Origin of the sequence: Pseudoxanthomonas sangjuensis (assembly GCF_010211755.1) — a bacterium.
Classification (GTDB): Bacteria; Pseudomonadota; Gammaproteobacteria; order Xanthomonadales; family Xanthomonadaceae; genus Pseudoxanthomonas_A; species Pseudoxanthomonas_A sangjuensis.
In genome coordinates, this window is the sequence record NZ_PDWR01000022.1 from 1 (window position 1) to 24,345 (window position 24,345).

30 protein-coding genes are annotated in these 24,345 nt (G+C 69.2%); 16 read left to right on the top strand and 14 right to left on the bottom strand.

The window, feature by feature from the left end; translation table 11 throughout:
- Nucleotides 1-216, top strand: a 216-nt coding sequence (locus CSC71_RS11590; RefSeq protein WP_162373230.1) for an IS3 family transposase, incomplete at its 5' end; no start/stop codon positions are given.
- A gap of 54 nt (nucleotides 217-270) precedes the next feature.
- Nucleotides 271-1,488 (top strand): RtcB family protein, encoded by a 1,218-nt coding sequence (locus CSC71_RS11595; protein WP_162374538.1) that lies wholly within the window; start codon nucleotides 271-273, stop codon nucleotides 1,486-1,488.
- Between the two features lie 74 nt (nucleotides 1,489-1,562).
- Here the strand turns inward: CSC71_RS11595 and CSC71_RS11600 are convergent, their stop codons facing one another.
- Nucleotides 1,563-2,012, bottom strand: a complete 450-nt coding sequence (locus CSC71_RS11600; RefSeq protein ID WP_162374539.1) for a hypothetical protein — start codon at nucleotides 2,010-2,012, stop codon at nucleotides 1,563-1,565.
- The gene (locus CSC71_RS11605; RefSeq protein WP_162374540.1) at nucleotides 2,009-2,590 is read right to left on the bottom strand and encodes an RNA polymerase sigma factor; all 582 of its coding nucleotides are present in this window, start codon (nucleotides 2,588-2,590) and stop codon (nucleotides 2,009-2,011) included. Before CSC71_RS11605 ends, CSC71_RS11600 begins: the two co-directional genes overlap by 4 nt.
- Nucleotides 2,591-2,728: 138 nt before the next feature.
- Between CSC71_RS11605 and CSC71_RS11610 the strand changes: the two genes are divergently transcribed.
- Both CSC71_RS11610 and CSC71_RS11615 read left to right on the top strand, forming a co-directional pair.
- A complete protein-coding gene (locus tag CSC71_RS11610) occupies nucleotides 2,729-3,055 on the top strand; it encodes a hypothetical protein (RefSeq protein WP_162374541.1) in 327 nt (108 codons plus the stop codon).
- 123 nt (nucleotides 3,056-3,178) lie between these two features.
- The gene (locus CSC71_RS11615; RefSeq protein ID WP_162374542.1) at nucleotides 3,179-3,391 is read left to right on the top strand and encodes a hypothetical protein; all 213 of its coding nucleotides are present in this window, start codon (nucleotides 3,179-3,181) and stop codon (nucleotides 3,389-3,391) included.
- 13 nt (nucleotides 3,392-3,404) lie between these two features.
- On the opposite strand, the gene CSC71_RS11620 is transcribed toward CSC71_RS11615, so the two are convergent.
- Entirely contained in the window at nucleotides 3,405-4,064 is a 660-nt protein-coding gene (locus CSC71_RS11620; RefSeq protein ID WP_162374543.1) for a DsbA family oxidoreductase, read from the bottom strand.
- Nucleotides 4,065-4,358: 294 nt separating this feature from the next.
- Here CSC71_RS11620 and CSC71_RS11625 point away from each other — a divergent pair, with 294 nt between their 5' ends.
- The 7 genes from CSC71_RS11625 (at nucleotide 4,359) to CSC71_RS11655 (ending at nucleotide 9,691) form a co-directional block, all read left to right on the top strand.
- Nucleotides 4,359-4,922 (top strand): DUF3016 domain-containing protein, encoded by a 564-nt coding sequence (locus tag CSC71_RS11625; protein WP_162374544.1) that lies wholly within the window; start codon nucleotides 4,359-4,361, stop codon nucleotides 4,920-4,922.
- 4 nt (nucleotides 4,923-4,926) lie between these two features.
- Nucleotides 4,927-5,397, top strand: coding sequence for a peptide-methionine (R)-S-oxide reductase MsrB (msrB, locus tag CSC71_RS11630; protein ID WP_162374545.1), 471 nt, complete (start codon nucleotides 4,927-4,929; stop codon nucleotides 5,395-5,397).
- Between the two features lie 15 nt (nucleotides 5,398-5,412).
- On the top strand, nucleotides 5,413-5,943 hold the full coding sequence (locus CSC71_RS11635) for a L,D-transpeptidase family protein (RefSeq protein ID WP_162374546.1): 531 nt from the start codon (nucleotides 5,413-5,415) through the stop codon (nucleotides 5,941-5,943).
- 41 nt (nucleotides 5,944-5,984) lie between these two features.
- On the top strand, nucleotides 5,985-6,269 hold the full coding sequence (locus CSC71_RS11640) for a DUF4031 domain-containing protein (RefSeq protein WP_162374547.1): 285 nt from the start codon (nucleotides 5,985-5,987) through the stop codon (nucleotides 6,267-6,269).
- A 172-nt stretch (nucleotides 6,270-6,441) separates the two neighbouring features.
- On the top strand, nucleotides 6,442-8,277 hold the full coding sequence (locus tag CSC71_RS11645) for a family 43 glycosylhydrolase (RefSeq protein WP_162374548.1): 1,836 nt from the start codon (nucleotides 6,442-6,444) through the stop codon (nucleotides 8,275-8,277).
- Nucleotides 8,278-8,454: 177 nt separating this feature from the next.
- Complete coding sequence (locus CSC71_RS11650; protein ID WP_162374549.1) at nucleotides 8,455-8,697, top strand: DUF3297 family protein; 243 nt, start codon at nucleotides 8,455-8,457, stop codon at nucleotides 8,695-8,697.
- Nucleotides 8,698-8,875: 178 nt separating this feature from the next.
- The gene (locus CSC71_RS11655; protein ID WP_162374550.1) at nucleotides 8,876-9,691 is read left to right on the top strand and encodes a DUF2884 family protein; all 816 of its coding nucleotides are present in this window, start codon (nucleotides 8,876-8,878) and stop codon (nucleotides 9,689-9,691) included.
- A 30-nt stretch (nucleotides 9,692-9,721) separates the two neighbouring features.
- Here the strand turns inward: CSC71_RS11655 and CSC71_RS11660 are convergent, their stop codons facing one another.
- The 7 genes from CSC71_RS11660 to CSC71_RS11690 are packed head-to-tail and all read right to left on the bottom strand — an operon-like array spanning nucleotide 9,722 to nucleotide 13,582.
- Nucleotides 9,722-10,984, bottom strand: coding sequence for an RNA polymerase sigma factor (locus CSC71_RS11660; protein ID WP_162374551.1), 1,263 nt, complete (start codon nucleotides 10,982-10,984; stop codon nucleotides 9,722-9,724).
- A 46-nt stretch (nucleotides 10,985-11,030) separates the two neighbouring features.
- Entirely contained in the window at nucleotides 11,031-11,387 is a 357-nt protein-coding gene (locus CSC71_RS11665) for a DUF1428 domain-containing protein (protein ID WP_162374552.1), read from the bottom strand.
- Between the two features lie 30 nt (nucleotides 11,388-11,417).
- The gene (locus CSC71_RS11670) at nucleotides 11,418-11,819 is read right to left on the bottom strand and encodes a GFA family protein (protein ID WP_162374553.1); all 402 of its coding nucleotides are present in this window, start codon (nucleotides 11,817-11,819) and stop codon (nucleotides 11,418-11,420) included.
- 1 nt (nucleotide 11,820) lies between these two features.
- Nucleotides 11,821-12,267 (bottom strand): SRPBCC family protein, encoded by a 447-nt coding sequence (locus CSC71_RS11675; protein WP_162374554.1) that lies wholly within the window; start codon nucleotides 12,265-12,267, stop codon nucleotides 11,821-11,823.
- A gap of 1 nt (nucleotide 12,268) precedes the next feature.
- Nucleotides 12,269-12,688 (bottom strand): VOC family protein, encoded by a 420-nt coding sequence (locus CSC71_RS11680; protein WP_162374555.1) that lies wholly within the window; start codon nucleotides 12,686-12,688, stop codon nucleotides 12,269-12,271.
- 1 nt (nucleotide 12,689) lies between these two features.
- Nucleotides 12,690-13,133 carry a VOC family protein gene (locus tag CSC71_RS11685; RefSeq protein ID WP_162374556.1) on the bottom strand — a complete coding sequence of 148 codons (444 nt, stop codon included), beginning with the start codon at nucleotides 13,131-13,133 and terminating at the stop codon, nucleotides 12,690-12,692.
- Nucleotides 13,134-13,156: 23 nt separating this feature from the next.
- Complete coding sequence (locus tag CSC71_RS11690; protein WP_162374557.1) at nucleotides 13,157-13,582, bottom strand: YciI family protein; 426 nt, start codon at nucleotides 13,580-13,582, stop codon at nucleotides 13,157-13,159.
- Between the two features lie 171 nt (nucleotides 13,583-13,753).
- On the opposite strand from CSC71_RS11690, the gene CSC71_RS11695 reads away from it, so the two are divergent.
- Nucleotides 13,754-14,149 carry a YciI family protein gene (locus CSC71_RS11695; protein ID WP_162374558.1) on the top strand — a complete coding sequence of 132 codons (396 nt, stop codon included), beginning with the start codon at nucleotides 13,754-13,756 and terminating at the stop codon, nucleotides 14,147-14,149.
- 45 nt (nucleotides 14,150-14,194) lie between these two features.
- Here CSC71_RS11695 and CSC71_RS11700 read toward each other — a convergent pair whose 3' ends face one another.
- Nucleotides 14,195-15,199, bottom strand: coding sequence for a patatin-like phospholipase family protein (locus CSC71_RS11700; RefSeq protein WP_162374559.1), 1,005 nt, complete (start codon nucleotides 15,197-15,199; stop codon nucleotides 14,195-14,197).
- A 113-nt stretch (nucleotides 15,200-15,312) separates the two neighbouring features.
- Nucleotides 15,313-15,651, bottom strand: a complete 339-nt coding sequence (locus tag CSC71_RS11705; RefSeq protein WP_162374560.1) for a P-II family nitrogen regulator — start codon at nucleotides 15,649-15,651, stop codon at nucleotides 15,313-15,315.
- A 189-nt stretch (nucleotides 15,652-15,840) separates the two neighbouring features.
- Here CSC71_RS11705 and ubiK point away from each other — a divergent pair, with 189 nt between their 5' ends.
- The 3 genes from ubiK (at nucleotide 15,841) to CSC71_RS11720 (ending at nucleotide 19,849) form a co-directional block, all read left to right on the top strand.
- A complete protein-coding gene (ubiK, locus tag CSC71_RS11710) occupies nucleotides 15,841-16,119 on the top strand; it encodes a ubiquinone biosynthesis accessory factor UbiK (protein WP_162374561.1) in 279 nt (92 codons plus the stop codon).
- 11 nt (nucleotides 16,120-16,130) lie between these two features.
- Nucleotides 16,131-17,648: a YifB family Mg chelatase-like AAA ATPase gene (locus CSC71_RS11715; protein WP_162374562.1), complete on the top strand. Its 1,518-nt coding sequence runs from the start codon at nucleotides 16,131-16,133 to the stop codon at nucleotides 17,646-17,648.
- A gap of 131 nt (nucleotides 17,649-17,779) precedes the next feature.
- Entirely contained in the window at nucleotides 17,780-19,849 is a 2,070-nt protein-coding gene (locus tag CSC71_RS11720; RefSeq protein ID WP_162374563.1) for a S9 family peptidase, read from the top strand.
- 278 nt (nucleotides 19,850-20,127) lie between these two features.
- Here CSC71_RS11720 and CSC71_RS11725 read toward each other — a convergent pair whose 3' ends face one another.
- The gene (locus CSC71_RS11725; RefSeq protein WP_162374564.1) at nucleotides 20,128-21,345 is read right to left on the bottom strand and encodes a putative peptide maturation dehydrogenase; all 1,218 of its coding nucleotides are present in this window, start codon (nucleotides 21,343-21,345) and stop codon (nucleotides 20,128-20,130) included.
- A gap of 97 nt (nucleotides 21,346-21,442) precedes the next feature.
- On the opposite strand from CSC71_RS11725, the gene CSC71_RS11730 reads away from it, so the two are divergent.
- On the top strand, nucleotides 21,443-21,745 hold the full coding sequence (locus CSC71_RS11730; RefSeq protein WP_162374565.1) for an NHLP-related RiPP peptide: 303 nt from the start codon (nucleotides 21,443-21,445) through the stop codon (nucleotides 21,743-21,745).
- Between the two features lie 71 nt (nucleotides 21,746-21,816).
- Here CSC71_RS11730 and CSC71_RS11735 read toward each other — a convergent pair whose 3' ends face one another.
- Entirely contained in the window at nucleotides 21,817-24,345 is a 2,529-nt protein-coding gene (locus tag CSC71_RS11735) for a putative peptide modification system cyclase (RefSeq protein ID WP_162374566.1), read from the bottom strand.

Here is a 24,345-nt window from a genome sequence, read left to right on the forward strand (position 1 = left end):
GTGGGCCACTGCGGTGACAACGCCGCGTGCGAAGGCTTCTTCGGCCTGCTCAAGCGCGAGCGGGTCTACCGCATGACCTACCCAACGCTCGATGCCGCGAGGGCTGATGTGTTCGAATACATCGAGCGGTTCCACAACCCGAGGATGCGACGAAGGGTCGCCAGGCAAGACCAGAAGTTCTCAGCCCTTTTACAACCGTCCGTGATTTCGGGGTAGAACCCCTCGCGACGAACGGATTCGTCGCAAGGGATATCAACGGAGCGATCCAACATGCAAACGCAATACGAGCTGCTGCACGCCGAGGGCAGCACCGTCCCGATCAAAGGCTGGGTGCGCGGCGTGCCGGTGGAGGAGAAGGCGCAACGGCAGTTGCGCAACATCGCTGCGATCCCGTTCGTCGGGCCGTGGGTGGCGGTGATGCCCGACGTGCACCTGGGCATCGGCGCGACCGTCGGTTCGGTGATCCCGACCCGCGGCGCGATCATCCCGGCCGCGGTCGGCGTGGACATCGGCTGCGGCATGGCCGCGGTGCGCACCACGCTGCGCGCGAACGACCTGCCGGACGACTTGGCCAAGCTGCGTTCGGGCATCGAGCGCGGCATCCCGGCCGGCAACGGCCCGGGCGGCGACCACCGCAAGGTGCCGGAAGCGATCGAAACCCGCGTCGCCGAGTCGGGGCTGTTCGCGCGGCTGGAGAAGATCAAGGCCGTGCACCCGAAGATCCGCACCGACAAGATCGACCGCCAGATCGGCACGCTGGGCGGCGGCAACCACTTCATCGAGATCTGCCTCGACGAAACCGACGCCGTCTGGGTGATGCTGCACAGCGGTTCGCGCGGCACCGGCAACGTGATCGGCAGCTACTTCATCGCGCGTGCGCGCGAGGAGCTGGCCAGGCGCGTGCTCGGCATCGACGTGCCGGACAAGGACCTGGCGTTCTTCCTGGAAGGCGAGCAGCTGTTCGACGACTACGTGGAAGCGGTGTCGTGGGCGCAGGACTACGCCCGCACGAACCGCGAGGCGATGATGGCGCAGGTGCTGCGCGAGATGCGCCACCGCTTGCCGAAGTTCGACGTGGCCGGGGTGGCGGTGAACTGCCACCACAACTACGTGCAGAAGGAGACGCACGGCGGCGAGGAACTGCTGGTCACCCGCAAGGGCGCGGTGAGCGCGCGCGAGGGCGAGCTGGGGATCATCCCGGGCAGCATGGGCGCGAAGAGCTTCATCGTGCGCGGCAAGGGCAACGCGGACAGCTTCCACAGCTGCAGCCACGGCGCCGGCCGCGTGATGAGCCGCACCGCGGCGCGCCAGCAGATCACGCTGGCCCAGCACCGCGAAGCGACCAGGCACGTCGAATGCCGCAAGGACGCGGGCGTGATCGACGAATCGCCGGCGGCCTACAAGCCGATCGACGCGGTGATGGCCGCGCAAAGCGACCTGGTGGAAGTGGTGCACACCTTGCGCCAGGTGGTATGCATCAAGGGATGAGCTTCGGTTCGTCCCGCTTCGGGACGCCGTCCGGCGACGGACGGCGTTTTTTATTGCCCACCCGCGCGACGGGCCTACGCGTGGTGCCGCTGCGTGCCCGGGTGGCGCAGCAAGCCCCAGCCCCAGTTGGCGGCGAGGCACAGCGCCGCCATCGCCGCCCATGTCAGCGCATCGGCGCCGCCCGGCAGGGTCGCCGCGAACGCCGCCGCCCAGTCGCGCCCGTAATAGGCCACCGTCGCCGCCGCAGACAGGCCGAACGCGATGGTCAGTGCGTGCAGCAGGTTCCGTTCAAGGCGCGAGGCCGAGGCCGTCTGCGCCTGCGCAAGCGCCGCCACCTGCGCGGCGAAATCCGCGGACAGGCCGACCGGCGGCGCGTGGCGCAGGGCGTGGGCAATGCGCAGTTCCGCGGCGTCGGCATCGGTGCCACCATCGCGCGCGGCCAGACGCGCGCGTTCCTGCGCCTGCCATTGCGCTTCGTCGAAAGGGATTCCGCCGGAATGCGGTTCGTGCCTGTCGTTGTTCATGCGGCGACTCCGATGCGCGGGGCGAGGATCTCGCGCAGTTGCTTGCGACTGCGGAACAGGTGGCTCTTGATGGTGCCTTCGGCCAGGCCGGTGATCGACGCGATCTCGCCGATCGGCAGCTCTTCCAGATGGTACAGGGTCAGCAGCGTGCGCTGCAGCGGCGGCAGGCGCTCGATCGCGGCATGCAGTTCGCGCTCCTCGTCGGCCCCGGCGTGCGCGGCCTCGAGGTCGAAGCCGTCGCCGAGGTTGTCCAGCAGCGACGCGCCGTCGGCATCGTCCGCCCCGCTTCCGGAAGCAAGGTCCGCCAGCGGGATGCGCTTGCGTTCGAGGTGCCGTTTCGCCACCGAATAGGCGACCTGCCCGATCCACGACTTCAGCGGGCTGTCGAAGCGGTACTGGTGCAGGTAGCGGTGCACGCGCAGGAACGCCTCCTGGCACAGCTCGCGAGTGTCCTCCGGGTGCCGCACCATGCGCTGGATCACGTGCCAGCACAGGCCCTGGTATTCGCGCACCAGCCGCTCGAACGCGCCCGCGCGGTTGGCGAGCACGGCTTCGACGAGTTCGCGGTCGGCGTCCATGCGGCATGGGATACGCCCGGCGGGCGGGCGGTTGCAAGCGGTTTTTCCCGCAGCCCCGCTGCAACCGCCGGCACGACCGCGGTATCCCTTGGCCCGAACGGCCATACCGGCCGCCCGGACCAGAACAAAGGAGCCACCATGGAATTCGGCATTCTCATCCCGATCACCCTGTTCATCTGCATCGCCTATTCGATCAAGGCGGTGGTCGACGCCCGCGTGCGCAAGCAGCTGGTCGCCAGCAACGGCTCGCCGGAGCTGGTCGCCAGCATCCTGCGCGGCGACGAAATGCACCGCCGGCTGTCGTCGCTGCGCTGGGGCATCACCCTGGTCGCGCTGGCGATCGGCTTCGGCATCGTCGAAGCCGCCGGCTGGCGCGAAGTGACCCCCGGCGTGATCGCGGTGCTGGTCGGCGCCGTGGGCCTGGGCAACCTGGCCTCGTACGCCGCCGCGCGCAAGCTGGGCTGACCCGGCAACCCCGCACGCGGCGCGGCGTCGGAATTTTCCTACGCCGCGCCGCGGCTTCGCCCGAATGCGGCCCCGCCGCGTTTGCGCCAGCCTGTCGCTTCCCGATGCTCGGGGGAGCGGACGATGTCACGTTACCTGTTCACCATCTGCGCGGAGTCGCGCGGCTGGCAGCTGTACGAAGGCGAGGAAGGCCGCCACTGGTTCGCGCGCCGCGACGAGGCGATGGAAACCACCGGGATCATGGCCTCGCGCCTGCACGAATTCCACGGCATCCCCACCGCGGTGGTGATGGACATGGCCGGGCACGAGACGGTGGAAGTCAGCCGCCACGGCTGACGCACGCGGGCCGCTACGCGGCGGCAATGCCCGACAGCTGGCGCAGCGCCCGTTCGAACAGTTCCGGCGGCTGCCCGCCCTGCACCAGGTGGCGTTCGTTGAAGATCACCGAGGGCACCGCGCCGATGCCCTGTTCGCGATAGAAACGTTCCTGCGCGCGCACCGTATCGGCGTACACGCCGGCAGCCAGCACCCGTGCCGCGCGCTGCGCATCGAGCCCGGCCTCGCCGGCGACGGCGGCGAGCACCTGGGCGTCGGACACGTCGCGGCCCGCGCCGTGGTAGGCGCGCAGCAGGGCCAGCTTCAGCGCGCGCTGCGCGTCCGCGCCCAGCGTGCCGGCCCAGTGCAGCAGGCGGTGCGCGTCGAAGGTGTTGTAGATGCGGTCGCGCTTCTCCAGGTCCATGGCGAAGCCCAGCGCCGCGGCGCGCTGGCGGATCGCCTCGCCGTTCCGCCGCAGCTGCCCGGCGTCCATGTCGTACTTGCGGCCGAGGTGTTCGGCGATGCCCTCGCCCGCGGCCGGCATGTCCGTATTCAGTTCGAACGGCTGGAAACGCAGCTCGACCTGCAGGCCGTCGCCGACCCGGTCGATCGCCCGCAGCAGCGCCTGCAGGCCGATCGCGCACCATGGGCAGACCACGTCGGAAACGAAATCGATCTTGACCGGCTGGGACATGCGGCAACCCTGGCGCGAACGGGGATGCCCATCATCGCCGCCCGCCCGCGCCGGTCCAAGACGCCGTGCGGAAAGCACCGTCGCACCATCGTCATCCGCGCGACACGCAGCCGCGCGATCGGGAGCCACGTGTGGCAAGCGCAACGGCGGCGAGCGCCGCGAACCGGCCGGGCATGGCATGGCCTCAGCCACCCCGGCAGCCGGATGAACCACGTGGAAACGCGCGGTTGCCAGCCTTTGCCGGACGCCCGCGGCGGGAGCAGAATCAGTCCAGACCCGCTTCGGGAGCCGACCATGAAATTGCCGTCCCTGCATTCCCTGTTCCTGCTCGCCATGCTGCCGCTGGCCGCACAGGCGGCCGATACCGTGACCGACCCGGACAAGCCGCGCAGCCTGCCGGACGAAGGCCCGGTTGCCGTTTCATGGAGCGACCCGGCGCAGTTCAGCGACCTCCGCTACACCCACAACCGCTGGGAAGCCGCGCAAGGCGACTGGGTGCGCCAACTGGCCGAACACGTGCGCAAGAGCGCGACCAAACAGCTGCGGCCCGGCGAGACGCTGCAGGTGAACATCACCGACATCACCCGCGCCGGCGAATACGAGCCGTGGCACGGCATCAGCTACGACCACGTGCGCATCATCCGCGACCGCTATCCGCCGCGGATGGAACTGAGCTACACGCTGTACGGCAGCGACGGCCAGGTGCTGGCGCAGGGCGACAGCAAGCTGCGCGACTTCGGCTTCATGATGGGCAGTTCGCCGATCAACCAGACCGATCCGCTGCGCTACGAGAAGCGCATGATCGACGACTGGACGCGGCGCGAGCTGGGCCCGAAGCGCGAGTTGAGCAGCCGCTGAGCGCATGGGCGACGCCTTCGACCTGACCCCGCCGGACGACGCGCAGCGCGCGCGGCTGATCGCCGGACTGAACGACGAGGAACGCCGGGTGCTGTTGCACCACGGCACCGAGGCGCCGTTCTGCGGGGCATTCCTCGACAACAAGCTGGAAGGCGTCTATTGCTGCCGGCTATGCGGGTTGCCGTTGTTCCGCAGCAGCGCCAAGTTCGATTCCGGCACCGGCTGGCCGAGCTTCTTCCAGCCGTACGCCGACGACCACATCCGCTACCTGCGCGACACCAGCCACGGCATGATCCGCACCGAGGAAGTCTGCGCACGCTGCGGCAGCCACCTCGGCCACGTCTTCCCCGACGGCCCGCCGCCGACCGGGATGCGGCATTGCCTGAATTCGGTGTCGCTGGCCTTCACCGGGAAGGGCGAGGCGCTGCCGGATCCGATGCGACGTGGTGGTGTCGAGTCGCAGCCAGCCTCCTGAGGCCTGCATCGACTCATGCCGACGAAACCGACGAACAGGTGGCTGCTTCTGTCATCCCTCGCCCTGCTCGCAGCCGCACTCACCCTAGTCCTCAGGCCCTCACCAAGGATTGCGACGGCGGCACCCATCGACCTCGTCAAGGTCGACAAATCCGACCACACGCTTTCACTGATCAGCAACGGCGAGACCATCGCCATATTTCATGTCGCACTGGGCGGCAACCCGGTTGGACATAAGCAACAGGAAGGCGATCGACGCACTCCGGAAGGCCATTACCTCCTCGATTTCAAGAAACCGGACAGCGCTTTCTTCCGCGCCATACATATTTCCTATCCGAACGACGCCGACGAGGAATCGGCCAAGCGGCGCGGAGTTCGGCCTGGCGGCGCCATCATGATCCATGGGCAAAGGAATGGCCTGGGCTGGTTATCCGCGGCCAGTCAGCGTTTCGACTGGACCGATGGTTGCATCGCACTTTCCAACAAGGACATGCAGATAGTCTGGGACCTGGTGAACGTACCCACGCCCATCGAGATTTCACCCTGACCTTATACTGCTCCGATCAACGGATTTGTCTGCTTGTATCCATGGCCGTCTACGTCGACGACGCAGTCACCCTCTGGCGCGGCCAGCGCTGGGCGCACCTGATGGCCGACACGCTGGACGAACTGCACGCCTTCGCCGCGGCGCTGGGCATCCCGCGCCGCGCGTTCCAGGACAAGACCAGCGGCGCGCACTACGACCTGCCGGCGCCGCTGCGCGACGAAGCGGTGGCGCTGGGCGCCATTGCCATTTCCCGCCACCGCGACCGCGAACTGGTGCGCGCGGTGATCCGCCGGGCGAAGGCACAGGGCCGCGGCGAAGCCCTGTAGGAGCGGCGCAAGCCGCGACGGGGAACCTTCCGGCATTGCGGAGTCTTCCGCGGCGCGCCAGACGATTGCAGCCGCGGCTTGCGCCGCTCCGACGATGGGATGCTGCGCCGCGGCTCGCATGTAACGTTTACATGCCTAACATCGACGGCACCCCACGCGTGCAACAACGCCGATGCCGACGACGATCCCGCGCTTCCTGCCCCTGTCCTGCCTGCTGCTCTGCGCCGCGACGGCGCATGCGTCCGACCCGCGCCCCGGCGCGCGCACCTACGCCAATCCGCTGGACATCGACTACCGCTACGACTTCCAGCACCTCAACGACGGCATCTCCTTCCGCACCGCCGCCGACCCGGTATTCGTCCGCCATGGCGACGCGTATTACCTGTTCCTGACCCTCGCCGACGGCTACTGGCGTTCCACCAACCTCGTCGACTGGCGATTCATCGTGCCCAATCGTTGGCCGTTCGAAGGCAACGTCGCGCCGGCGGCGGTGTCGGATGGCGACCGCCTGGTGCTGATGCAGTCGGCGATGGCACCGCGGCCGCTGCTGCAATCCACCGATCCGGCCAGCGGCAAGTTCGACTTCCTGACCCGACTGCTGCCGCTGATTCCCGACGCGGTAGGCGAAGGGCAGGACATCATGCCGCTGCCGCCGGGCAAGATCCCGCCCGGTCCGTGGGACCCGGACCTTTTCATCGACGACGACGGCCAGTGGTACCTGTACTGGGGCTCGTCTGCCACCTATCCCATCTACGGCATCGCGATGGACAAGGCGCCGCGCGGCTTCGCCTTCCGCGGCAAGCCGAAGCCGATGCTGCAACTCGACCCCGGACGCCACGGCTGGGAGCGCTTCGGCCCCGACCACCACGGCGCGACCTATCCGGACGGCAAGCCCTACGGCAACTACGTCGAAGGCGCGTGGATGAGCAAGGTCGGCGGCCGCTATTACCTGCAGTACGCCGCGCCCGGCACCGAGTACAACGTCTACGCGAACGGCGTCTACGTCGGCGACAAGCCGCTGGGACCGTTCGAGTACGCGCCGTACAACCCGGTCGCCTACAAACCCGGCGGCTTCGTCCACGGCGCCGGCCACGGTTCCAGCTTCCAGGACGCGCACGGCAACTGGTGGAACAGCGGCTCGCCGTGGATCGGCTACAACTGGACCTTCGAGCGCCGCATCGCGATGTTCCCGGCGAAGTTCTACGACGACGGGCAGATGGCGGTGTCGACGCGCTTCGGCGATTTCCCGCACTACGTGCCCGACGGCAAGGTCGACGACCCCGAGTCGCTGTTCACCGGCTGGATGCTGCTGTCGTACCGCAAGCCGGCGCGCGCGTCGTCGACGCTGGGCGAATTCGCCGCCGGCAACGCCACCGACGAAGACCCGCGCACGTTCTGGGTGGCGAAGCGGAACGCCGCGGGGGAAACGCTCGGCATCGACCTTGGCGGCACGCGCACGCTGCGCGCGGTGCAGGTCGACTTCGCCGACTACAAGTCGGACCTCTACGGCGGCGAGCCGGGAATCTACACCGAGTTCAAGCTGGAATATTCGCTGGACGGGAAGCGGTGGCGGCCGCTGGCCGCGACCGAGGGGCCGCGCCGCGACCGCCCGAACGCCTACATCGAACTGCCCGCGCCGGTGCGCGCGCGCCACGTGCGCTACGTGCACGGCCACGTCGGCGCGAAGCATTTGGCGATCAGCGACCTGCGCGTGTTCGGCAATGCCGACGGCGGGCCGCCGCGCGCGCCAACCGGCGTCGAAGCCAAGCGCGGCGCCGACGCGCGCAACGCCACCGTGCGCTGGCAGGCCGTGCCCGGCGCGGTCGGCTACAACGTGCGCTGGGGGATCCGCCCGGACCGTCTGACCCTGGCCTACCAGGTCTTCGCCGACCGCGGCACCGAACTGGAGTTGCGCGCGCTGAACGTCGGCGTCGGCTACCACGTCGCGGTCGAGGCCTTCGACGAGAACGGCGTGTCGCCGCTGAGCGAAACGGTCGCGCTGCCTTGAATCCGCCCGTTACAATCGTTTCCGGCAACCGTTCGTCCTGAGCCCGGGCCCGCAGGGTCGGAGCCGGGGGACCGCCAGCAGCCTGGCTGCGTTTCGACTCCGCGAAGCCGCGCTTCGCCGCGCTCGGCACGAACGGCTGCATATCGAAATCAGGGCATCTTCCGAGGATCTGCGACCATGACCGACACCCCTCCCGACCGCCTGGCCGTCGACGAAGACAGCCGCTACCACGACGCCGCCGCGCTGGCCCGCGGCGTCGGCGTGCGCTTCAACGGCATGGAGCGCGACAACGTCGAGGAATACTGCATCAGCGAAGGCTGGATCCGCGTGCAGGCCGGCAAGGCGCTGGACCGGCGCGGCAAGCCGATCACCTTCAAGCACAAGGGCGTGGTCGAAGCCTGGTTCAAGGACATCGCCTGACCCGTCCGCCCCCCTCTCCTTTGCGCGGGAGGGAGATGCGTGCGCAACTGTCGCGGGCATGGCCCCGCTCTCCGGCCCGGGCCGCCCGCGGGATGACTTCCCGCACAGTGACTTCCCGCACGCGACCGCGGCGCCGACCCCGGCGAACCTGCCGGCCTCCCCCGACAACGCAACCCCCATGCGCAAGCTCGCCCCGTTCGCAGTCCTGTTCTGCCTGTGCGCCACGGCACGCGCCGGCGACGCGGCGGACGCGCCCGCCGCGAAGGAGCATCGCCCCGAGGTCTCCTCGCACCAGTGCGGCCTGTCCACGCCCTACAACGTGCTGGCCGACACCGGCGGCATCTGGCTGTACCGCGACGAGGGCGCGCCGAAGGAAATCTTCTTCCACGGCGGCGAACTCAGCGTCGACCATCGCGTGCAGCAGGTCAGCGCGGCCGATGCGCAGCGCCTGCGCCTGATGGAAACGGAGGCCCGCGCGCTGATGCCGCAGGTGGCGGGCCTGGCCCGCGACGTGGTGGACATCACCTACGATGCGCTCGGCGGGGTGGTCGACGTGCTCACCGGCAGCTGGCTCAACGCGCGCAAGATCGAGCGCAAGCGCAAGGAGGCGCTGGCCTATGTCGACACCACGCTCGGCAAGGGCCGCTGGGACCAGGATGCATTCGGCGGCAATTTCGAGAAGTACGTCGAACGGGAAGCCGAGGACTTCAAGGGCAGCATCGCCCGCCATCTGCTGTGGCAGATCGCCACCGGCCGCGCCGACGCGATGGAAGCGCGCGCCGACCGCGTCGGCGACGAGCTGGACGCGAAACTCGACGCGCGATCGGAAGCGATCGAGGCGAAAGCCGACGCGCTGTGCGCGCAGGTGCGCCGGCTCGACGAGTTGCAGCAGGCGCTCGAATACCGCTTCGGCGGCCAGCCGCTGCGGTTGATCGAAACCTCCGGCAAGGATGAGGGTGCGGAACTCGCCGCGGCAGCCGGCAGCGGCGGTTGAATCGTCTCGCCCGCATCCGCGGCGTCGATATCAGTCCGCGCACGCCTGCGCCCGCGCCTGCATCCGCTCGCGTTCGCGCGCGTTGCGGGTCAGCGCGGCGGCGCGCTCGAATTCGGCGCGGGCCTCGTCGCGGCGGCCGAGTTGTTCGAGCAGGTCGCCGCGCAACGCCGGCAGTTGCGGGTAGCCGCGCAACTGCGGTTCGCTGCCGAGCGCATCGACCAGCGGCAACGCCGCCGCCGGGCCGGAAGCGCGACTGACCGCGACCGCGCGGTTGAGTTCGACCACCGGCGACGGCGCGACCGTGGCCAGCCGCGCGTACAGCGCGACGATGCGCCGCCAGTCGGTATCCTCGGCGCGCAGCGCGCGCGCGTGGCAGGCGGCGATCGCGGCCTGCAGCGCATAGAAGCCATCGGCGCCGCCGAGTTGCGCCGCACGCTGCAGGGCATTGAAGCCGCGCTGGACCTGCAGCCGGTCCCAGCGCGAACGGTCCTGTTCCATCAACAACACCGGCGCGCCGTCGCGACCCGTGCGGGCGCGCGTGCGCGAGGCCTGCAATTCCATCAGCGCCAGCAGGCCGTGGACTTCGGGCTCGTCCGGCATCAGCCCGGCGAGCACGCGGCCCAGGCGCAGCGCCTCCTCGCACAGCGCCGGGCGCATCCAGTCCTCGCCGGCGGTGGCCGAATAGCCTTCGTTGAACACCAGGTAGACCACTTCCAGCACCGAATCCAGGCGCTCGTGCAGCTCGCCGCGGCGCGGCACCTCGAACGGCACCTGCTTCGTCGCCAGGGTCTTCTTCGCGCGCACGATGCGCTGGGCGACGGTCGCCTCCTGCTGCAGGAAGGCGCGCGCGATCTCGTCGGTGCTCAGGCCGCACAGCAGGCGCAGGGTCAGGGCGACGCGCGCTTCGGCCGGCAGCGCCGGGTGGCAGGAGACGAAGATCAGGCGCAGCAGGTCGTCGCCGATGTCGTCTTCCAGTCTCGCGTCGCTAGCGGGATCGTCGCTCATCGATTCCCTTTCCAGTTCCAGCGCCAGCTCCCCGTGCTTGCGCGCATGCAGCTGGCGCTGGCGCAGGTGGTCGATGCCGCGGTTCTTCGCCGCGGACATCAGCCATGCCGCCGGGTTGTCGGGCATGCCGTCGCGCGGCCAGCGCTCCAGCGCCGTGGCGAAGCTGTCCTGCACCAGTTCCTCGGCGACGCCGACGTCGCCGGTCATCCGGGCCAGCCGCGCGATCAGCTTCGGCGATTCCATCCGCCACAGCGTGTCGAGCGTCGATTGCAGTTTCGGCGCGGTCATGGCGGCGGATGACACCACCGCCCCGCGGCGATTGCAAGGCGCGCCCTCACGCCGAGACGATGGTCTTGAAGCCGCCGAAGATCATCCGCTTGCCGTCGAACGGCATCTTCTTCCAGTCCATCTTCGCGAAGCGCTTGTCGTTCATCGCCAGCTTGTTGACCTTGTCGCGGTGCGCGCGCGACCGGTAGACGATGTACGAGAACACCACCACTTCGTCGTCCTTCAGCTTGACCGAGCGCGGGAACGAAGTCAGCTTGCCCACCGGCGCGTCGTCGGCCACCGTCTCGTGGTAGGCCAGCGCGCCGTGCTCCATCCACACCTTGCGGCCCAGCCGCGCCAGTTTCCTGTACTCGTCCAGGCGCGCCTTCGGCACCGGGATCACGAATCCATCCACGTAGCTCATCGGTCTTCCTCCCATTCCAGGTTGTGGCCACTACATGTGGCGGTAAAACTCCGGCTGCGCATCGAACCGGTCGTTCAGGCCGTCGATGCAGGCGAACGCCACCGCCGACAGCTCCTCCTCGCCGACGTCTTCCAGGCAGCCGAGGTTGACGGCGTAGAGCCCGCCCCGCGGGGACGCGTCGACACGGCCGAACACCTTGACCCCGCAATGGCGGCAGAAGCAGTGGTGGATGTTGTGCGCGCCGAACACGTATTCGGTCAGCGCGCCTTCGCCGGCGCGCAGGCGGAAGCGGTCCGGCGGCACCACGGCCAGCCACGAGCGGTGGCGCCGGCAGATCGAGCAGTTGCAGCGGAAGCTGCCTTCCGCCAGGTCGAGGCCGGCTTCGACGACGACCGTCCCGCAATGGCAGCTCGCTCGGTATGTCTTCTGCATGTCACGCATCCGGTATTTCCGCTTCGACCAGCTTCGCCAGCTGCGCCAGCGATTCCTGCCAGCCGAGGTAGCAGGCCTCGACCGGGATCACGTCGGGGATGCCTTCCTGGACGATGTCGACCTCAGTGCCGACCGACACCGGCTTCAGCGCGATGGTCACCCGCAGCACGCCGGGCAGGTTCGCGTCCTCGAACGCGTCGGTATGGACGATGCGCTGGTTCGGCACCAGCTCCAGGTATTCGCCGCCGAAGTACTCGGTCTTGCCGGTGCCGAAGTTGGTGAACGACATGCGGTACTTGCCGCCGACGCGGGCGTCGATGGCATGGACCTTGCCGGTGAAACCGTACGGCGGCAGCCACCTGGCCATCGCGTCGGGGTCGAGGAAGGCGCGGTAGACGCGCTCGGGCGGCGCCTTCAGCACGCGGTACAGTTTGACGGTGCCTGGCATGTCAGTTCTCCTGTCCAGCGCCGGGGAATTCGGCCTCGTTCATGTAGAAGATTTCGAAAGTGTGGCCGTCGGGGTCGGCGAAGGCGCGCTGGTACATGAAGCCGTAGTCGTCTGCATCGCGGGTTTCGCGCGCACCGGCGGCCAAGGCCTTTTCCATCAGCGCGTCGGCCTGTTCGCGGCTGCCCGTCGACAAGGCGAACAGCGCCTCGATGTGGGTGGCGGTGTCGCAGATCGCCTTGTCGGTGAAGCCCTTGAAGAAGTCGTGAACCAGCAACATCAGGCAGATGTGCTCGCTGACGACGACGCAGGCGGCGTTGCCGTCGGTGAACTTCGGGTTGAGGGCATAGCCGAGCGCGGTATAGAAGGCCTTGGCCTTCTCCAGGTCGCGCACCGGCAGGTTGATGAAGATCCGCTCGCCCATGTCAGTTCGCCCCCGGCATCGGCTTCATGCAGTTGACCATCCACGGCTTGCCGAAGCGGTCGGTGAACATGCCCCAGCGGTGCGCCCAGAAGGTTTCCGTTATCGGGCAGACGACCTTTCCACCCGCGGACAATTCGGCAAAGATGCGCTCGGCTTCACCGATGCTGTCCACCTCGATGTTGACCGTGGTGTTGTCGCCTTCAGGCGCCTGGCCTTCCATGATCATGGCGTTGTCGGCACCCATCATCTCGGCGCCATCGGCCAGCAGGTGGATGTTGGCGATCTGCGACTTCATCGCTTCCGGCATCGGCGGCTGGCCTTCCATCACCGGCATGTCGCCGTAGGTGGACGTGGCCAGGATCTTGCCGTTCAGCACCTTGGCGTAGAAATCGAAGGCTTCGCGGCACTGGCTGTTGGCGAACATCAGGTAGGGCATCAGCTTCATCTTGGCATCTCCGGGTGGTGGGTTCATTGCGTGCCGAGGCGTTCGCGCAGTCGCTCTTCCTGCTCGCGCAACTCGGGGGTGAAGGCTTCGCCGAAGTCGCCGGCCTCGAACACCGGGCGGATTTCCAGTTCGGATACGCCACTTTCGAATGGATTGGGACAGCGCCTGGCCCATTCGATCGCTTCGTCGAGCGAGCGCACCTGCCACAGCCAGAAGCCGGCGATCAGTTGCTTGGTCTCGGCGAACGGGCCGTCGACGACGTCGCGTTTCGCGCCTTCGAAGCGCACGCGCGCGCCGTGGGCGCTGGGCTTGAGGCCTTCGCCGGCCAGCATGACTCCGGCATTGACCAGTTCCTCGTTGAACCGCCCCATGTCGGCCAGCAGCTGCTGGCTGGGCATCACTTCGTTCTCGGAATCGCGCGTGGCGCGCACCATCACCATCACTTTCATCGCCGTGCTCCCGGCGGGCCGGATCGCCCGCATTCCACCGTAACGACGGGCGGGCGGGCGTGAAATCGACAGGCGGGGCGGAAAATCCTCCACCCATCCGCAAATGGTTGTTTTGCAAGGATTGCGCTTGTGCGACGATGACGCCCCCGACCGCCCCCGCCGGAGCCGCCCATGCAATTCCTGCTGTTGGTCTATCCCGATCCCGAACTGCTGGCGACGCTGCCCGCCGCCGAATACGACCGGCTGATGCGCGGCTGCCTGGAACACGCCGATGAGCTGAAAAGCCGCGGCACGCTGCTGGCCTGCCAGCAGCTGGAACCGCCCGCCAGCGCGCGTACCGTGCGCGTGCGCGACGGCCGCAGCACGGTGCTCGACGGCCCGTTCGCCGAAACCAAGGAAGTGCTGGCCGGCTTCAACCTGATCGAAGCGGCGGACATCGACGAAGCGGTGCGCATCGCCCACGAGTTCCCGTGGATCCGCTACGGCAGCATCGAAGTGCGCCCGCTGCACGACATGGATGGCGAACGCCGGCGCGTCGGCGCGAAGGTGGTTGCCGCGCCGGCCTAGGAGCCGACGGCCGATCCCCTTCTCCCGGCGGGAGAAGGGAAAAGGTCACGAACAGGGCTTTTCCTTCGAGAACGGGTTGAGCCTGCGCACCCAGCTGTCGCCGCAGTCGATGTCCTGCGGCTTCGGCTGCGCCTGCTGCATTTTCTGCAGCGCCGCGGCCAGGCGCGCCTTCTCGGCCTCGGCGATCTTCGCGCGGATCTGCGGCATCGCCGCCAGCGCCGCGCGCTCGCCTTCGAGGATCGCGTTGTTGCGCTGCTCGAAACTGGCCGGCCCGATGTCGTTGACCTGCGGGCGGATCACCACGTCGGCGCGCGCCAGTTCCTGCCTGCCCAGGGTCTGGCCCATGATCGTGATCGACTGGTTGACGATGCCCAGCATCCCGGTCGGCGCATCGCCCCCGGCCTTGCTGGAGATGTCGATCGCGATCACCAGGTCGGCGCCGAGCTGGCGCGCCGCGTCGACCGGCACCGGGCTGACCACGCCGCCGTCGACGTAGCTGTGGCCGCCGATCTTCACCGGCTCGAACACGCCGGGCACGCTGCTCGAGGCGCGCACCGCCTGGCCGGGGTTGCCGCGCACGACCACGGTGCGGTCGCCGGTATCCAGGCGCGTGGCCACCGCGGCGAACGGCAGCGCCAGCTTTTCGATCGGCCGGCGCCCGACCTGGATATTGACGTAATCCTCGAGCGCCCGGCCCTCGACCAGCCCGCCGCCGAACAGCCTGACGTCGCGGATGCTGGCCTCGTCGAGGGCGATGGCCTTCTGCTGCATCAGGAACGGGTCCATGCCGCTGGCGTACAGCGCGCCGACCACGCTGCCGGCGCTGGTGCCGGCGACCACGTCGGCCTTGTAGCCGTTGGCTTCCAGCATCTTGATCGCGCCGATGTGGGCGAAACCCTTGGCCGCGCCGCCACCCAGCGCGAGGCCGATCTTCAGCGGCGGCAGTTGCGGCGCGACCGGCGGCGGGGGCGGCGGTACGGGCTCGTTGCCGGCGCAGCCAGCGAGCAGGGCGGCCAGCGACAGGCCGGCAAGGAAGGGGCGGAAACGCATGCGGGGACGAAAGACGGTCGGGACGGCGCACAGCTTAGCGGCCCCCGCCCTGTCGAAGGCTGAAGCGGGTTGCAATTCCGCTTCCCCCTTCTGCAAAAGAGCCCCGGATGCGGCTACAGCGCGTCGGCGTCGAGCTCGCCGGTGCGGATGCGCACCACCCGCTCCAGGTCGTAGACGAAGACCTTGCCGTCGCCGATCTTGCCGGTGCCGGCGGCCCGGATGATGGCGTCGAGCACGCGCTCGAGCTGGTCCTCGGTTACCGCGACCTCGACCTTGGCCTTGGGCAGGAAATCGACGACGTACTCGGCGCCGCGGTACAACTCGGTATGGCCCTTCTGCCGGCCGAAGCCCTTGACCTCGGTGACGGTGATGCCGGCCACGCCCGCCTCGGCCAGCGCCTCGCGCACGTCGTCCAGCTTGAACGGCTTGATCACCGCCATGATCATCTTCATCGCGACATTCTCCCGGTCTGCATGGCGTGCAGCATAGCGCGGTTGCGCGCTGCCGCGGCGTCGGGTTCAATGGCGGCCCGCGTTTCGGAATTTTCCGACGGCGCGGTGCAGCGAACGCCGATGCCGCCGCCCGCGCGGCGCGCGCAAGCTGCACGCACCGCCGCAAGGTGCACCGACAAGAGCCGCATCATGATCGACCCGAAGATCGACCTGAGCCACATCGACGAACTCGCGCGCCGCCTCAGCGACCTGGTGCCGCCGGGCCTGCGCGAATCGAGGGCGGAACTGCAGCAGGCATTCAAGGGCGCGCTGCAATCGGGCCTGTCGCGCCTGGACCTGGTCACGCGCGAGGAGTTCGACGTGCAGCGCGCGGTGCTGCTGCGCACCCGCGAGAAGCTGGAAGCGCTGGAACGCGCGGTCGCCGGGCTGGAAGGCCGGCGCGACGCGCCCCCTTCGACCACCAACTGAGCGCCGCCGCCATGAGCCTTGCGCTGGTGCACAGCCGTGCACGCGCCGGCGTGTCCGCGCCGCCGGTCCGGGTCGAGGTCCACCTGTCCGGCGGCCTGCCGCGGACCAACCTGGTCGGCCTGCCGGAAGCCGCGGTGCGCGAATCGCGCGACCGCATCTTCGCCGCGATCCTGTGCGCGCAGTTCGAATTCCCGGCGCGTCGCATCACCGTCAACCTGGCGCCGGCGGACCTGCCGAAGGATGGCGGGCGCTTCGACCTGCCGATCGCGCTCGGCATCCTCGCCGCCAGCGGACAGGTCGACCGCAACGCGCTGGGCGAATACGAATTCCTCGGCGAACTCGGCCTGACCGGCGAGCTGCGCGCGGTCGACGGCGTGCTGCCGGCCGCGCTTGCGGCGGCGCGGGCCGGGCGCAAGCTGATCGTGCCGCCCGGCAACGGCGCCGAGGCCGCACTGGCGCGCGACGTCGAGGCCTACACCGCGCGCACCCTGCTCGAGGTCTGCGCGATGCTGAACGGCAGCAAGCAGCTGCCGCCGGCCGAAGCGCCGCCGCCGCAGATCACCCTGGTCCCGGACATGGCCGACGTGCGCGGCCAGGCGCACGCGCGCCGCGCGCTGGAAGTCGCCGCGGCCGGCAACCACCACCTGCTGCTGGTCGGCACGCCCGGCTGCGGCAAGACCCTGCTCGCCTCGCGCCTGCCCGGCCTGCTGCCCGAAGCCAGCGAAGCCGAGGCGCTGGAAACCGCGGCGATCACTTCGGTCAGCGGGCGCGGACTCGACCCGTCGCGCTGGCGGCAACGCCCGTACCGTTCGCCGCACCACACTGCCAGCGCGGTCGCCCTGGTCGGCGGCGGCGCCGACCCGCGGCCCGGCGAGATCTCGCTGGCGCACAACGGCGTGCTGTTCCTGGACGAACTGCCGGAATGGGACCGCAAGGCGCTCGAAGTGCTGCGCGAGCCGCTCGAATCCGGCACCGTCACCGTGTCGCGCGCCGCGCGCAGTTCCGAATTCCCGGCGCGCTTCCAGCTGGTCGCGGCGATGAACCCGTGCCCGTGCGGCTGGGCGGGCGATCCGTGCGGACGCTGCCGCTGCAACCCGGAGGCGATCCGCCGCTACCGTTCGCGCATCTCCGGGCCGCTGCTCGACCGCATCGACCTGCACGTCGAAGTGCCGCGCCTGCCGCCGCAGGAATTGCGACCCGATGCGCCGCAAGGCGAGGCCAGCGCCGACATCCGCGCCCGCGTCGAACGCGCCCGCACCGTGCAGCAGGCGCGCGCCGGCAAGGCCAACGCGCAACTCGGCCAGTCGGAGACGATGCGCTGGTGCCGCCTGCGCGAAACGGACCAGGCGTTGCTGGAGCGCGCGATCGAACGCCTGCAGCTTTCTGCGCGCTCGATGCATCGCATCCTGCGCGTCGCCCGCACCATCGCCGACCTGGCCGGTTCGGAAGACATCGACACCCCGCACCTGACCGAGGCGCTGGGCTACCGCCGCCTCGACCGCGGCGAGCGCCTGCACCGCGCCGCGTGACCCGCGCCGGCGCGCGGCGGCGCCCGGTTTGGCATCCGCCGCGGGGAAGCGCAAACTCGGCCGGCCGCGCGCCGGCCTTTCCCCCGTTGTCCATCCATGCCGTTTCCGACCGAATCGCCTGGAGGCCTCCAATGCGCCATACCCTGTTCTTCGCCGCAATGCTCGCGCTGGTCGCCTGCGACCGGGGCGACGCGCCCGCCGCCGCGCAGGCGGCCGCGCCCGCTTCCATCGACGAGGTCGAACTGATCCCGCGCGAGGCGCTGTTCGGCAATCCCGAGCGCGCCAACGTGCAGCTCAGCCCCGACGGCAAGCACCTGAGCTGGATCGCGCCGGTGGACGGCGTGCTGAACGTCTGGGTCGCGCCGGCCGGCGACCCCGCGCAGGCGAAGGCGGTCACCGCCGACAAGGCGCGCGGCATCCGCAACTATTTCTGGTCGTACCGCCCGGACACGCTGTTGTACCTGCGCGACACCGGCGGCGACGAGGATTTCCACGCCTACGCGGTCGACCTGCAGTCGGGCGCGAGCCGGGATCTTTCGCCGTTCCCGAAGACCCGCGCCCAGGTTGCCGCGGTCAGCCACCTGCAGCCCGACAGCGTGCTGATCGGGATGAACAACCGCGACCCGCAGTGGCACGACCTGTACCGGGTCGACCTGGCCAGCGGCAAGCGCACGCTGCTGCAGAAGAACGACGCGCAGATCGGCGACTACATCGCCGACGCCGATTACCGGATCCGCTACGCCACCCGCTCGCGGCCCGACGGCGGCACCGACGTGCTGAAACCCGACGGCAAGGGCGGCTGGGAGAAGTTCGACGACATCCCGTTCGAGGACGCGCTGAGCACCGGGCCCGCCGGCCTGACCACCGACGGCTCGACCCTGTACTTCGTCGATTCGCGCAACCGCAACACCTCGGCGCTGTACGCCGTGGACACGGCCAGCGGCGAAAGGACGCTGCTGCACGAAGACGCGCGCACGGACATCGGGGGCACCCTGGCCGATCCGCGGACCGGCAAGGAGCAGGCCGTCGCGGTCGATTACCTGCGCGAGGAATGGAAGCCGCTGGACGACGCCATCGCCGCGGACCTGAAGACGCTCGGCGACATCGGCCCGGGCGACTTCGGGGTGGTTTCGCGCACGCTCGACGACAACACCTGGATCGTCGCCTACTCCGCCGCCGAGACCCCGGTGGCCTACTACCGCTACGACCGCGGCGACGGCGGCAAGCTGACCAAGCTGTTTTCCGCGCGCCCGGCGCTGGACGGCAAGCCGCTGGCGCCGATGTGGCCACGGGAAATCAAGTCGCGCGACGGCCTGACCCTGGTCAGCTACCTCACCCTGCCGAAGCATGCCGACCCGAATGCCGACGGCACGCCGGACAAGTCCGTGCCGATGGTGCTGTTCGTGCATGGCGGCCCGTGGGGACGCGACGCCTATGGCTACAGCGGTTATGCGCAATGGCTGGCCAACCGCGGCTACGCGGTGCTGCAGACCAACTTCCGCAGTTCCACCGGCTTCGGCAAGGAGTTCACCAATGCCGGCGATGGCGAGTGGGCCGGCAAGATGCACGACGACCTGATCGACGCGGTGCAGTGGGCGGTCAAGCAGGGCGTGACCCGCGCCGACAAGGTGGCGATCATGGGCGGCAGCTATGGCGGCTACGCCACGCTGGCCGGACTGACGTTCACCCCGGACGCGTTCGCCTGTGGCGTCGACATCGTCGGCCCGTCCAACCTCAACACGCTGCTTGCGACCGTACCGCCGTACTGGGCCAGTTTCTTCGAACAACTGGCCAAGCGCATGGGCGACCCGCGCACCGAGGAAGGCCGCAGGTGGCTGACCGAACGTTCGCCGCTGACCCGCGCCGACAAGATCGTGAAGCCGCTGCTGATCGGCCAGGGCGCCAACGACCCGCGGGTGAAGCAGGCCGAGAGCGACCAGATCGTCAAGGCGATGCAGGCGAAGAACATCCCGGTGACCTATGTGCTGTTCCCCGACGAAGGCCACGGCTTCGCCCGGCCGGAGAACAGCAAGGCCTTCAATGCGGTCGCCGAAGGCTTCCTCGCGCAATGCCTCGGCGGCCGCGCCGAGCCGATCGGCGCCGACTTCAGGGGCTCCAGCATCGGCGTGCCGGCCGGCGCCGACGGCGTGCCGGGCCTGGCCGAGGCGTTGAAGACGCACACGCCGGAAGTGAAGAAGTGACCGCTCGGGGGCGGGCTCCGGCCCGCCCCTCCGCGCCACACATGGCGACTGCAGGCGGGGCTTGCCCCGCTGCTTTCCGCTCCGCGCACGGCCACGCATGGCGCGTCGGGGGCGTAGCCCCGACCTGCTTGAAACCACGAGGCGCCGGAAATTTCCCCTGTAGGAGCGGCGTGAGCCGCGACCGCCCTCGTCAGGCGCTCCGCGAAACGTTCCCGGCCCGGACACTACCCGGTCGCGGCTCACGCCGCTCCTACATCAGCGAGCGCAGGACGGCGCGCTCAGCGCGGCCAGGCGCGGCGGTTCGGGTCCAGTTCGTAGGTCTGCATCGTCGACGCGCGCGGGCCGAGGCCGCAGATCGCCAGCGGCCCGTCGATCCAGTGGGTCAGGCCGAACGCGCGCTCCAGGTCGGCCTCGTTGATCGCGGCGGTGACGTAACTGCCCAGGCCCAGTTCGGTCGCGCTCAACAGGAACGTCTGCGACAGGTGGCCGATGTCGAGGATGCAGACGCGGTACGCCTTGGGGTGGTTGCGGTATTTCCAGTAGTTGCGCACGAAGCGCGGCGCCAGCACGCACAGCACCGGCGCGTCGGCGAACCATTGCTGGCCGCCGACCGCGATCCACGACAGGTACTCCAGTGCATCCATGCCCTGCGCGTCGGCATGCCGGCCGGCATTCGCGAGCACCGCGGCTTCGTCCAGCGGCAGCGGCTGCAGCGCGTGGTCGACGGGACGGTAGTGGTACAGGCCCGGCGCCAGCCCTTCGACCTTGCGTGCGATCAGGTAGCACTCGGTCGGATGCAGCGCGCCGCCGGACGGGCTGGCCTTCTTCAGCACGTCGAAGTCGTCGGCGCCGTGCACCATGCCGCGCGCGGCGAATGCGCGTTCCAGCACCTGCGACAGCTGCGCCAGTGGCAGCGGTTTTTCCGTGTCGAAGTTGCGGCAGGTCGCGCGCGCGTCCAGCAGGTCGTCCAGCGCGGTCCGCTGCGCGCGCGGCAGGTCGACGCGCGCGCGCGCGTCGCCGCATTCGTGCAGCATCGGCGGCGGTGCGCCGTAGGCTTCGCGCAAGCCTTCGGCGGTCAACAGGCCGGCCTCTTCCACCTCGCCGGCCGCGTCGATGCCATCCCAACGCGAAGCGGCATGCAGCGTCGCGGCCAGCCCGTGCCAATACTGCCCGCGGAAGCGCTCGTCGGTTTCGCGCGGTGCGGCCCAGGGTTTGGTGCTGCCGACCAGCAGGCCGGCCTGCAACAGGTTGCGCACGCGCGCGGCGCCATGCGCTTCGCGCAGCGGCGTGGCCGGCACCCAGTCCGTCGGACTCAGGCTGCCGAGCAGGGCCGCATCATCGGCATCGATTTCCACCGGCGCGGACAATTGCGGCGCATGTGCGAACCACTGCACCCGGCTGACCACGCCGGTGTCGCCGGCCAGCAATCGCTCCAGTTCGAAGTGCGCCACTTCGCGTGGCTCCAGCCACAGCACCGCGCATCGCCGTACCCGCATGCCCATCCCCTGTCGAAAGCGCGATCTTGGACTTGCCGGAAAAATCCGGCAAGGGTAACGTCTCGACCGTTGCATCCGTCAACCAGGGGAAACAATCATGGCAACGAAGAAGGGCGCGAAGCCGGCGCCGCTGGATCCGAAGGTCACCAAGAAGCTGCTGGACAAGCTGTCCACCGACAACGACTTCCGGCGGTTGTTCAAGAAGGACGCCAGCGCGGCCTTGGCCAAGGTGGGTTACAAGATCGAGGCGAACGCCGTTTCGGCCGGTAGCTGTCTGCAGTTGCAGGCGACGGACAGCATCGCGCCCAAGAGCAAGATCGTGCGCGATCGCGCGAAGCTGGAGCAGTCGTTGAACTCCGTGGTCAATTTCGACTGCGCCAAGGGCTTCAGCGCCGACTGACAGCCTGCATTGGCTGGAATCCTCACTTACGGGCCACGTCGCCATAGCCACGACGACGTGGCCCGTATCTTCTATTGAAGTGAAGTTTTCGTCGGCTGTCCCGCGCGCACGGCCTCTGCCGATACCGCCGCGTTGAAGAACCGCAACACGTCGGTTGTCGTGTTCTCCGCAAAAATCCGCCCACGATGCGTGGCCAGCCAATGCGACTGCGATTGTGCGGCATCGGCATTGCCCGCATCGACTTCGGCGCGCATCAGCGCCCAATGCGCCACCACCAACGCTGTATCGTCCTTGACCAGGGAGCGTAACCGCGTGGCAGCCGCCTGCGGCTTTCCGCTCAAGCGTTCCTGCTCGGCCAGCACCACCTGCTGCAACTGCGCGACGGTGGGGTAATCGCGCACCGCACTGCTGTCCTGCACGCTGCGCAGGGCATCGGCCACCACCGCAGCGTCGTTCCCGTAAGCGCCAAGAAGGCCGACCAGCAACTGCAGTTCGCTCGATGCAGGCGAATAGACCGCATCGACTTCCTTCGCCCTCGACTGCACGGCATCGCGTAACGCACGCACTTCGCGCACGGCGTCCGCCTCCCCGGACAACACGGCCACGCTGACAATCGCCGCGCGTGCGCGCAGGGCCTCCAGCACGTCGTCGTCGGCGACCGCCTGTTGTTCCCACGCGCGTGCGGCCTCGGCCGCCAGCGGCCACTGTCCCCGGTCGATGCCGGTCATGACGCCCGCCTCGCCTTTCCAGCCATCACGCCCAGCATTGCCGGCCAGATAAACCTTGTCCGCCTCCGCATGCCGGCGAAGCGCGTCGTAAACCCGCGCATGCATCTCGTTGTCGCCGGTAAACCCGCTTTGATGCGAGCGGCGGAATTCCGCCAGTGCCTCGTCGTACCGCTCTTGGCCGAGCAACGCGATCGCGACGCCATACCGATTAGCCTCGACACGCTCGGCCTGCGGCTTCATGGCGCGACGACGGCTGGCTTCCGCCAGGCGGAAATCGTTGAGGTGGTGCCACTGGAGGTCGCCCAACCTGCCGATGATCCGGTAGTCGTCCGGATACAGCGCCAGGTATTCGTCCGCCTTGCGGAAATAGGCCATCGGTGCGCCGTATTGCCGCAGCAACAATTCGATGCGCGCCCCCTCTTGCGCCGATAGTCGCTGCGGGATGGCCAACGCCTTGCGTCGTTCTTCACTGGCCTTGGCGATCTCGCCATACGCCGAATACACGTCGGCCATGTCCGAATGCGCCAGCGCAAACTGCGGATCCAGCTCCAGCGCACGCCGGTACAGGCCCAGCGCCTGCTCGCGGTCGCGGGTGGTCTTCATCACCTTGCGCGCCACCGCGAACGCCTTCAGCGCATCCAGGCTGGGCGTGGCCACGTTGGGCAGCGTCACCGAATTCTTTTCGACCGATTGCAGTGCTTCGCCCAGCTTCTCGCGCAACTCGTCGGTCACTTCGTCCACCGACGCCAGCGCCGAGCCAATCCCCTTGCCGTCCGCCGACAGCGCGTACACCGTGGTCTGGGTGCGCGGGTCGACCACCTCCACGCTGACCCGCAGGCGACCGCCGACTTCGGCCACGGTGGGCAGCAGCAGGGCGCGTGCGCCGTCGCGCTGGGCGATCTCCGAACCGAGCGCGCGATCCACCGCCGCACCCGCCGGACGCTGCATGCGTTGCAGGGTCTCGCGCACCTTCAGGTCGCTGAGCAGGTTGACGTAGCGCGACTGCTCCAGACTGATGCGGAACGCCTGCTGCAGCGATTCGTCCAGGCGCGCGTCGCCGGTCAGGTTGCGCAGGTCGCCGACCACCACCCAGTCGCGCTCGGAGAAGGCGATCGCCGGCTGCGGCCGGGTCACGTACCACGCACCGACGGCGAACGCGAGCAGCAACAGCGCCTCGGTCGCCAGCGCCGCCGGGCGCCGCCACAGCGGGATGTCGCGCCACGCCTTGCCGTCGCCGCGCGGCGCGCGCAGCGGTGCGCTGCCGACCTCGCCGACTTCGTGGATTTCCAGCGCTTCGGGCATGCCCTTGAAGCGCCAGCGGCCATGCGATTTCCACAGCAGGTGCTCGCCGCGCTCGCCCAGCTCGCGCGCGGCGCGGTGCGCCAGCGGCTCGGCCACCGCCGACAGCAGGATCTGCCCCGGCCGCGCCAGCTGCATCAGCCGCGCGGCCAGCGGCTTGGCCAGGCCTTCCACTTCCAGCGGCTTGGCCCCGGCCTCGACCGCGGCGTCGCTGTTGCTCCAGGTCAGCACTTCGCCGACGTGCAGGCCCGCGCGCGCCTGCAACTGCAGCCCGCGCGCCTTGCCCAGTTCGCGCAGCGCGTGCACGTAGTCGAGGGCGAAGCCGAGGCCGTCGATCGGCCGCTCGAACAGCAGCAGCAGGCCGTCGGAACGATCGATCAGGCGCCCGCGCCAGCGCCGCTGCAGCTCCAGCACCGCGCGGTCGTGCTCGCGGAACAGCTCCGACGCAGCGACGTCGCCGAGCTTTTCCACCAGCTCGGTCGAACCGGCCAGGTCGGTCAGCAGCAGCGTGCGCAGCCGCGGGCTTTCGTCGGCGCCGGAAGCGCGATCCGGCTCGCGCGTGCCCGCGTGCAT

Coding starts and splice junctions, on each gene's coding strand:
- CSC71_RS11595 (WP_162374538.1), top strand. CDS start 271: ATGCAAACGCAATACGAGCTGCTGCACGCCGAGGGCAGCACCGTCCCG.
- CSC71_RS11600 (WP_162374539.1), bottom strand. CDS start 2,012: ATGAACAACGACAGGCACGAACCGCATTCCGGCGGAATCCCTTTCGAC.
- CSC71_RS11605 (WP_162374540.1), bottom strand. CDS start 2,590: ATGGACGCCGACCGCGAACTCGTCGAAGCCGTGCTCGCCAACCGCGCG.
- CSC71_RS11610 (WP_162374541.1), top strand. CDS start 2,729: ATGGAATTCGGCATTCTCATCCCGATCACCCTGTTCATCTGCATCGCC.
- CSC71_RS11615 (WP_162374542.1), top strand. CDS start 3,179: ATGTCACGTTACCTGTTCACCATCTGCGCGGAGTCGCGCGGCTGGCAG.
- CSC71_RS11620 (WP_162374543.1), bottom strand. CDS start 4,064: ATGTCCCAGCCGGTCAAGATCGATTTCGTTTCCGACGTGGTCTGCCCA.
- CSC71_RS11625 (WP_162374544.1), top strand. CDS start 4,359: ATGAAATTGCCGTCCCTGCATTCCCTGTTCCTGCTCGCCATGCTGCCG.
- msrB (WP_162374545.1), top strand. CDS start 4,927: ATGGGCGACGCCTTCGACCTGACCCCGCCGGACGACGCGCAGCGCGCG.
- CSC71_RS11635 (WP_162374546.1), top strand. CDS start 5,413: ATGCCGACGAAACCGACGAACAGGTGGCTGCTTCTGTCATCCCTCGCC.
- CSC71_RS11640 (WP_162374547.1), top strand. CDS start 5,985: ATGGCCGTCTACGTCGACGACGCAGTCACCCTCTGGCGCGGCCAGCGC.
- CSC71_RS11645 (WP_162374548.1), top strand. CDS start 6,442: ATGCCGACGACGATCCCGCGCTTCCTGCCCCTGTCCTGCCTGCTGCTC.
- CSC71_RS11650 (WP_162374549.1), top strand. CDS start 8,455: ATGACCGACACCCCTCCCGACCGCCTGGCCGTCGACGAAGACAGCCGC.
- CSC71_RS11655 (WP_162374550.1), top strand. CDS start 8,876: ATGCGCAAGCTCGCCCCGTTCGCAGTCCTGTTCTGCCTGTGCGCCACG.
- CSC71_RS11660 (WP_162374551.1), bottom strand. CDS start 10,984: ATGACCGCGCCGAAACTGCAATCGACGCTCGACACGCTGTGGCGGATG.
- CSC71_RS11665 (WP_162374552.1), bottom strand. CDS start 11,387: ATGAGCTACGTGGATGGATTCGTGATCCCGGTGCCGAAGGCGCGCCTG.
- CSC71_RS11670 (WP_162374553.1), bottom strand. CDS start 11,819: ATGCAGAAGACATACCGAGCGAGCTGCCATTGCGGGACGGTCGTCGTC.
- CSC71_RS11675 (WP_162374554.1), bottom strand. CDS start 12,267: ATGCCAGGCACCGTCAAACTGTACCGCGTGCTGAAGGCGCCGCCCGAG.
- CSC71_RS11680 (WP_162374555.1), bottom strand. CDS start 12,688: ATGGGCGAGCGGATCTTCATCAACCTGCCGGTGCGCGACCTGGAGAAG.
- CSC71_RS11685 (WP_162374556.1), bottom strand. CDS start 13,133: ATGAAGCTGATGCCCTACCTGATGTTCGCCAACAGCCAGTGCCGCGAA.
- CSC71_RS11690 (WP_162374557.1), bottom strand. CDS start 13,582: ATGAAAGTGATGGTGATGGTGCGCGCCACGCGCGATTCCGAGAACGAA.
- CSC71_RS11695 (WP_162374558.1), top strand. CDS start 13,754: ATGCAATTCCTGCTGTTGGTCTATCCCGATCCCGAACTGCTGGCGACG.
- CSC71_RS11700 (WP_162374559.1), bottom strand. CDS start 15,199: ATGCGTTTCCGCCCCTTCCTTGCCGGCCTGTCGCTGGCCGCCCTGCTC.
- CSC71_RS11705 (WP_162374560.1), bottom strand. CDS start 15,651: ATGAAGATGATCATGGCGGTGATCAAGCCGTTCAAGCTGGACGACGTG.
- ubiK (WP_162374561.1), top strand. CDS start 15,841: ATGATCGACCCGAAGATCGACCTGAGCCACATCGACGAACTCGCGCGC.
- CSC71_RS11715 (WP_162374562.1), top strand. CDS start 16,131: ATGAGCCTTGCGCTGGTGCACAGCCGTGCACGCGCCGGCGTGTCCGCG.
- CSC71_RS11720 (WP_162374563.1), top strand. CDS start 17,780: ATGCGCCATACCCTGTTCTTCGCCGCAATGCTCGCGCTGGTCGCCTGC.
- CSC71_RS11725 (WP_162374564.1), bottom strand. CDS start 21,345: ATGCGGGTACGGCGATGCGCGGTGCTGTGGCTGGAGCCACGCGAAGTG.
- CSC71_RS11730 (WP_162374565.1), top strand. CDS start 21,443: ATGGCAACGAAGAAGGGCGCGAAGCCGGCGCCGCTGGATCCGAAGGTC.
- CSC71_RS11735 (WP_162374566.1), bottom strand. CDS start 24,345: ATGCACGCGGGCACGCGCGAGCCGGATCGCGCTTCCGGCGCCGACGAA.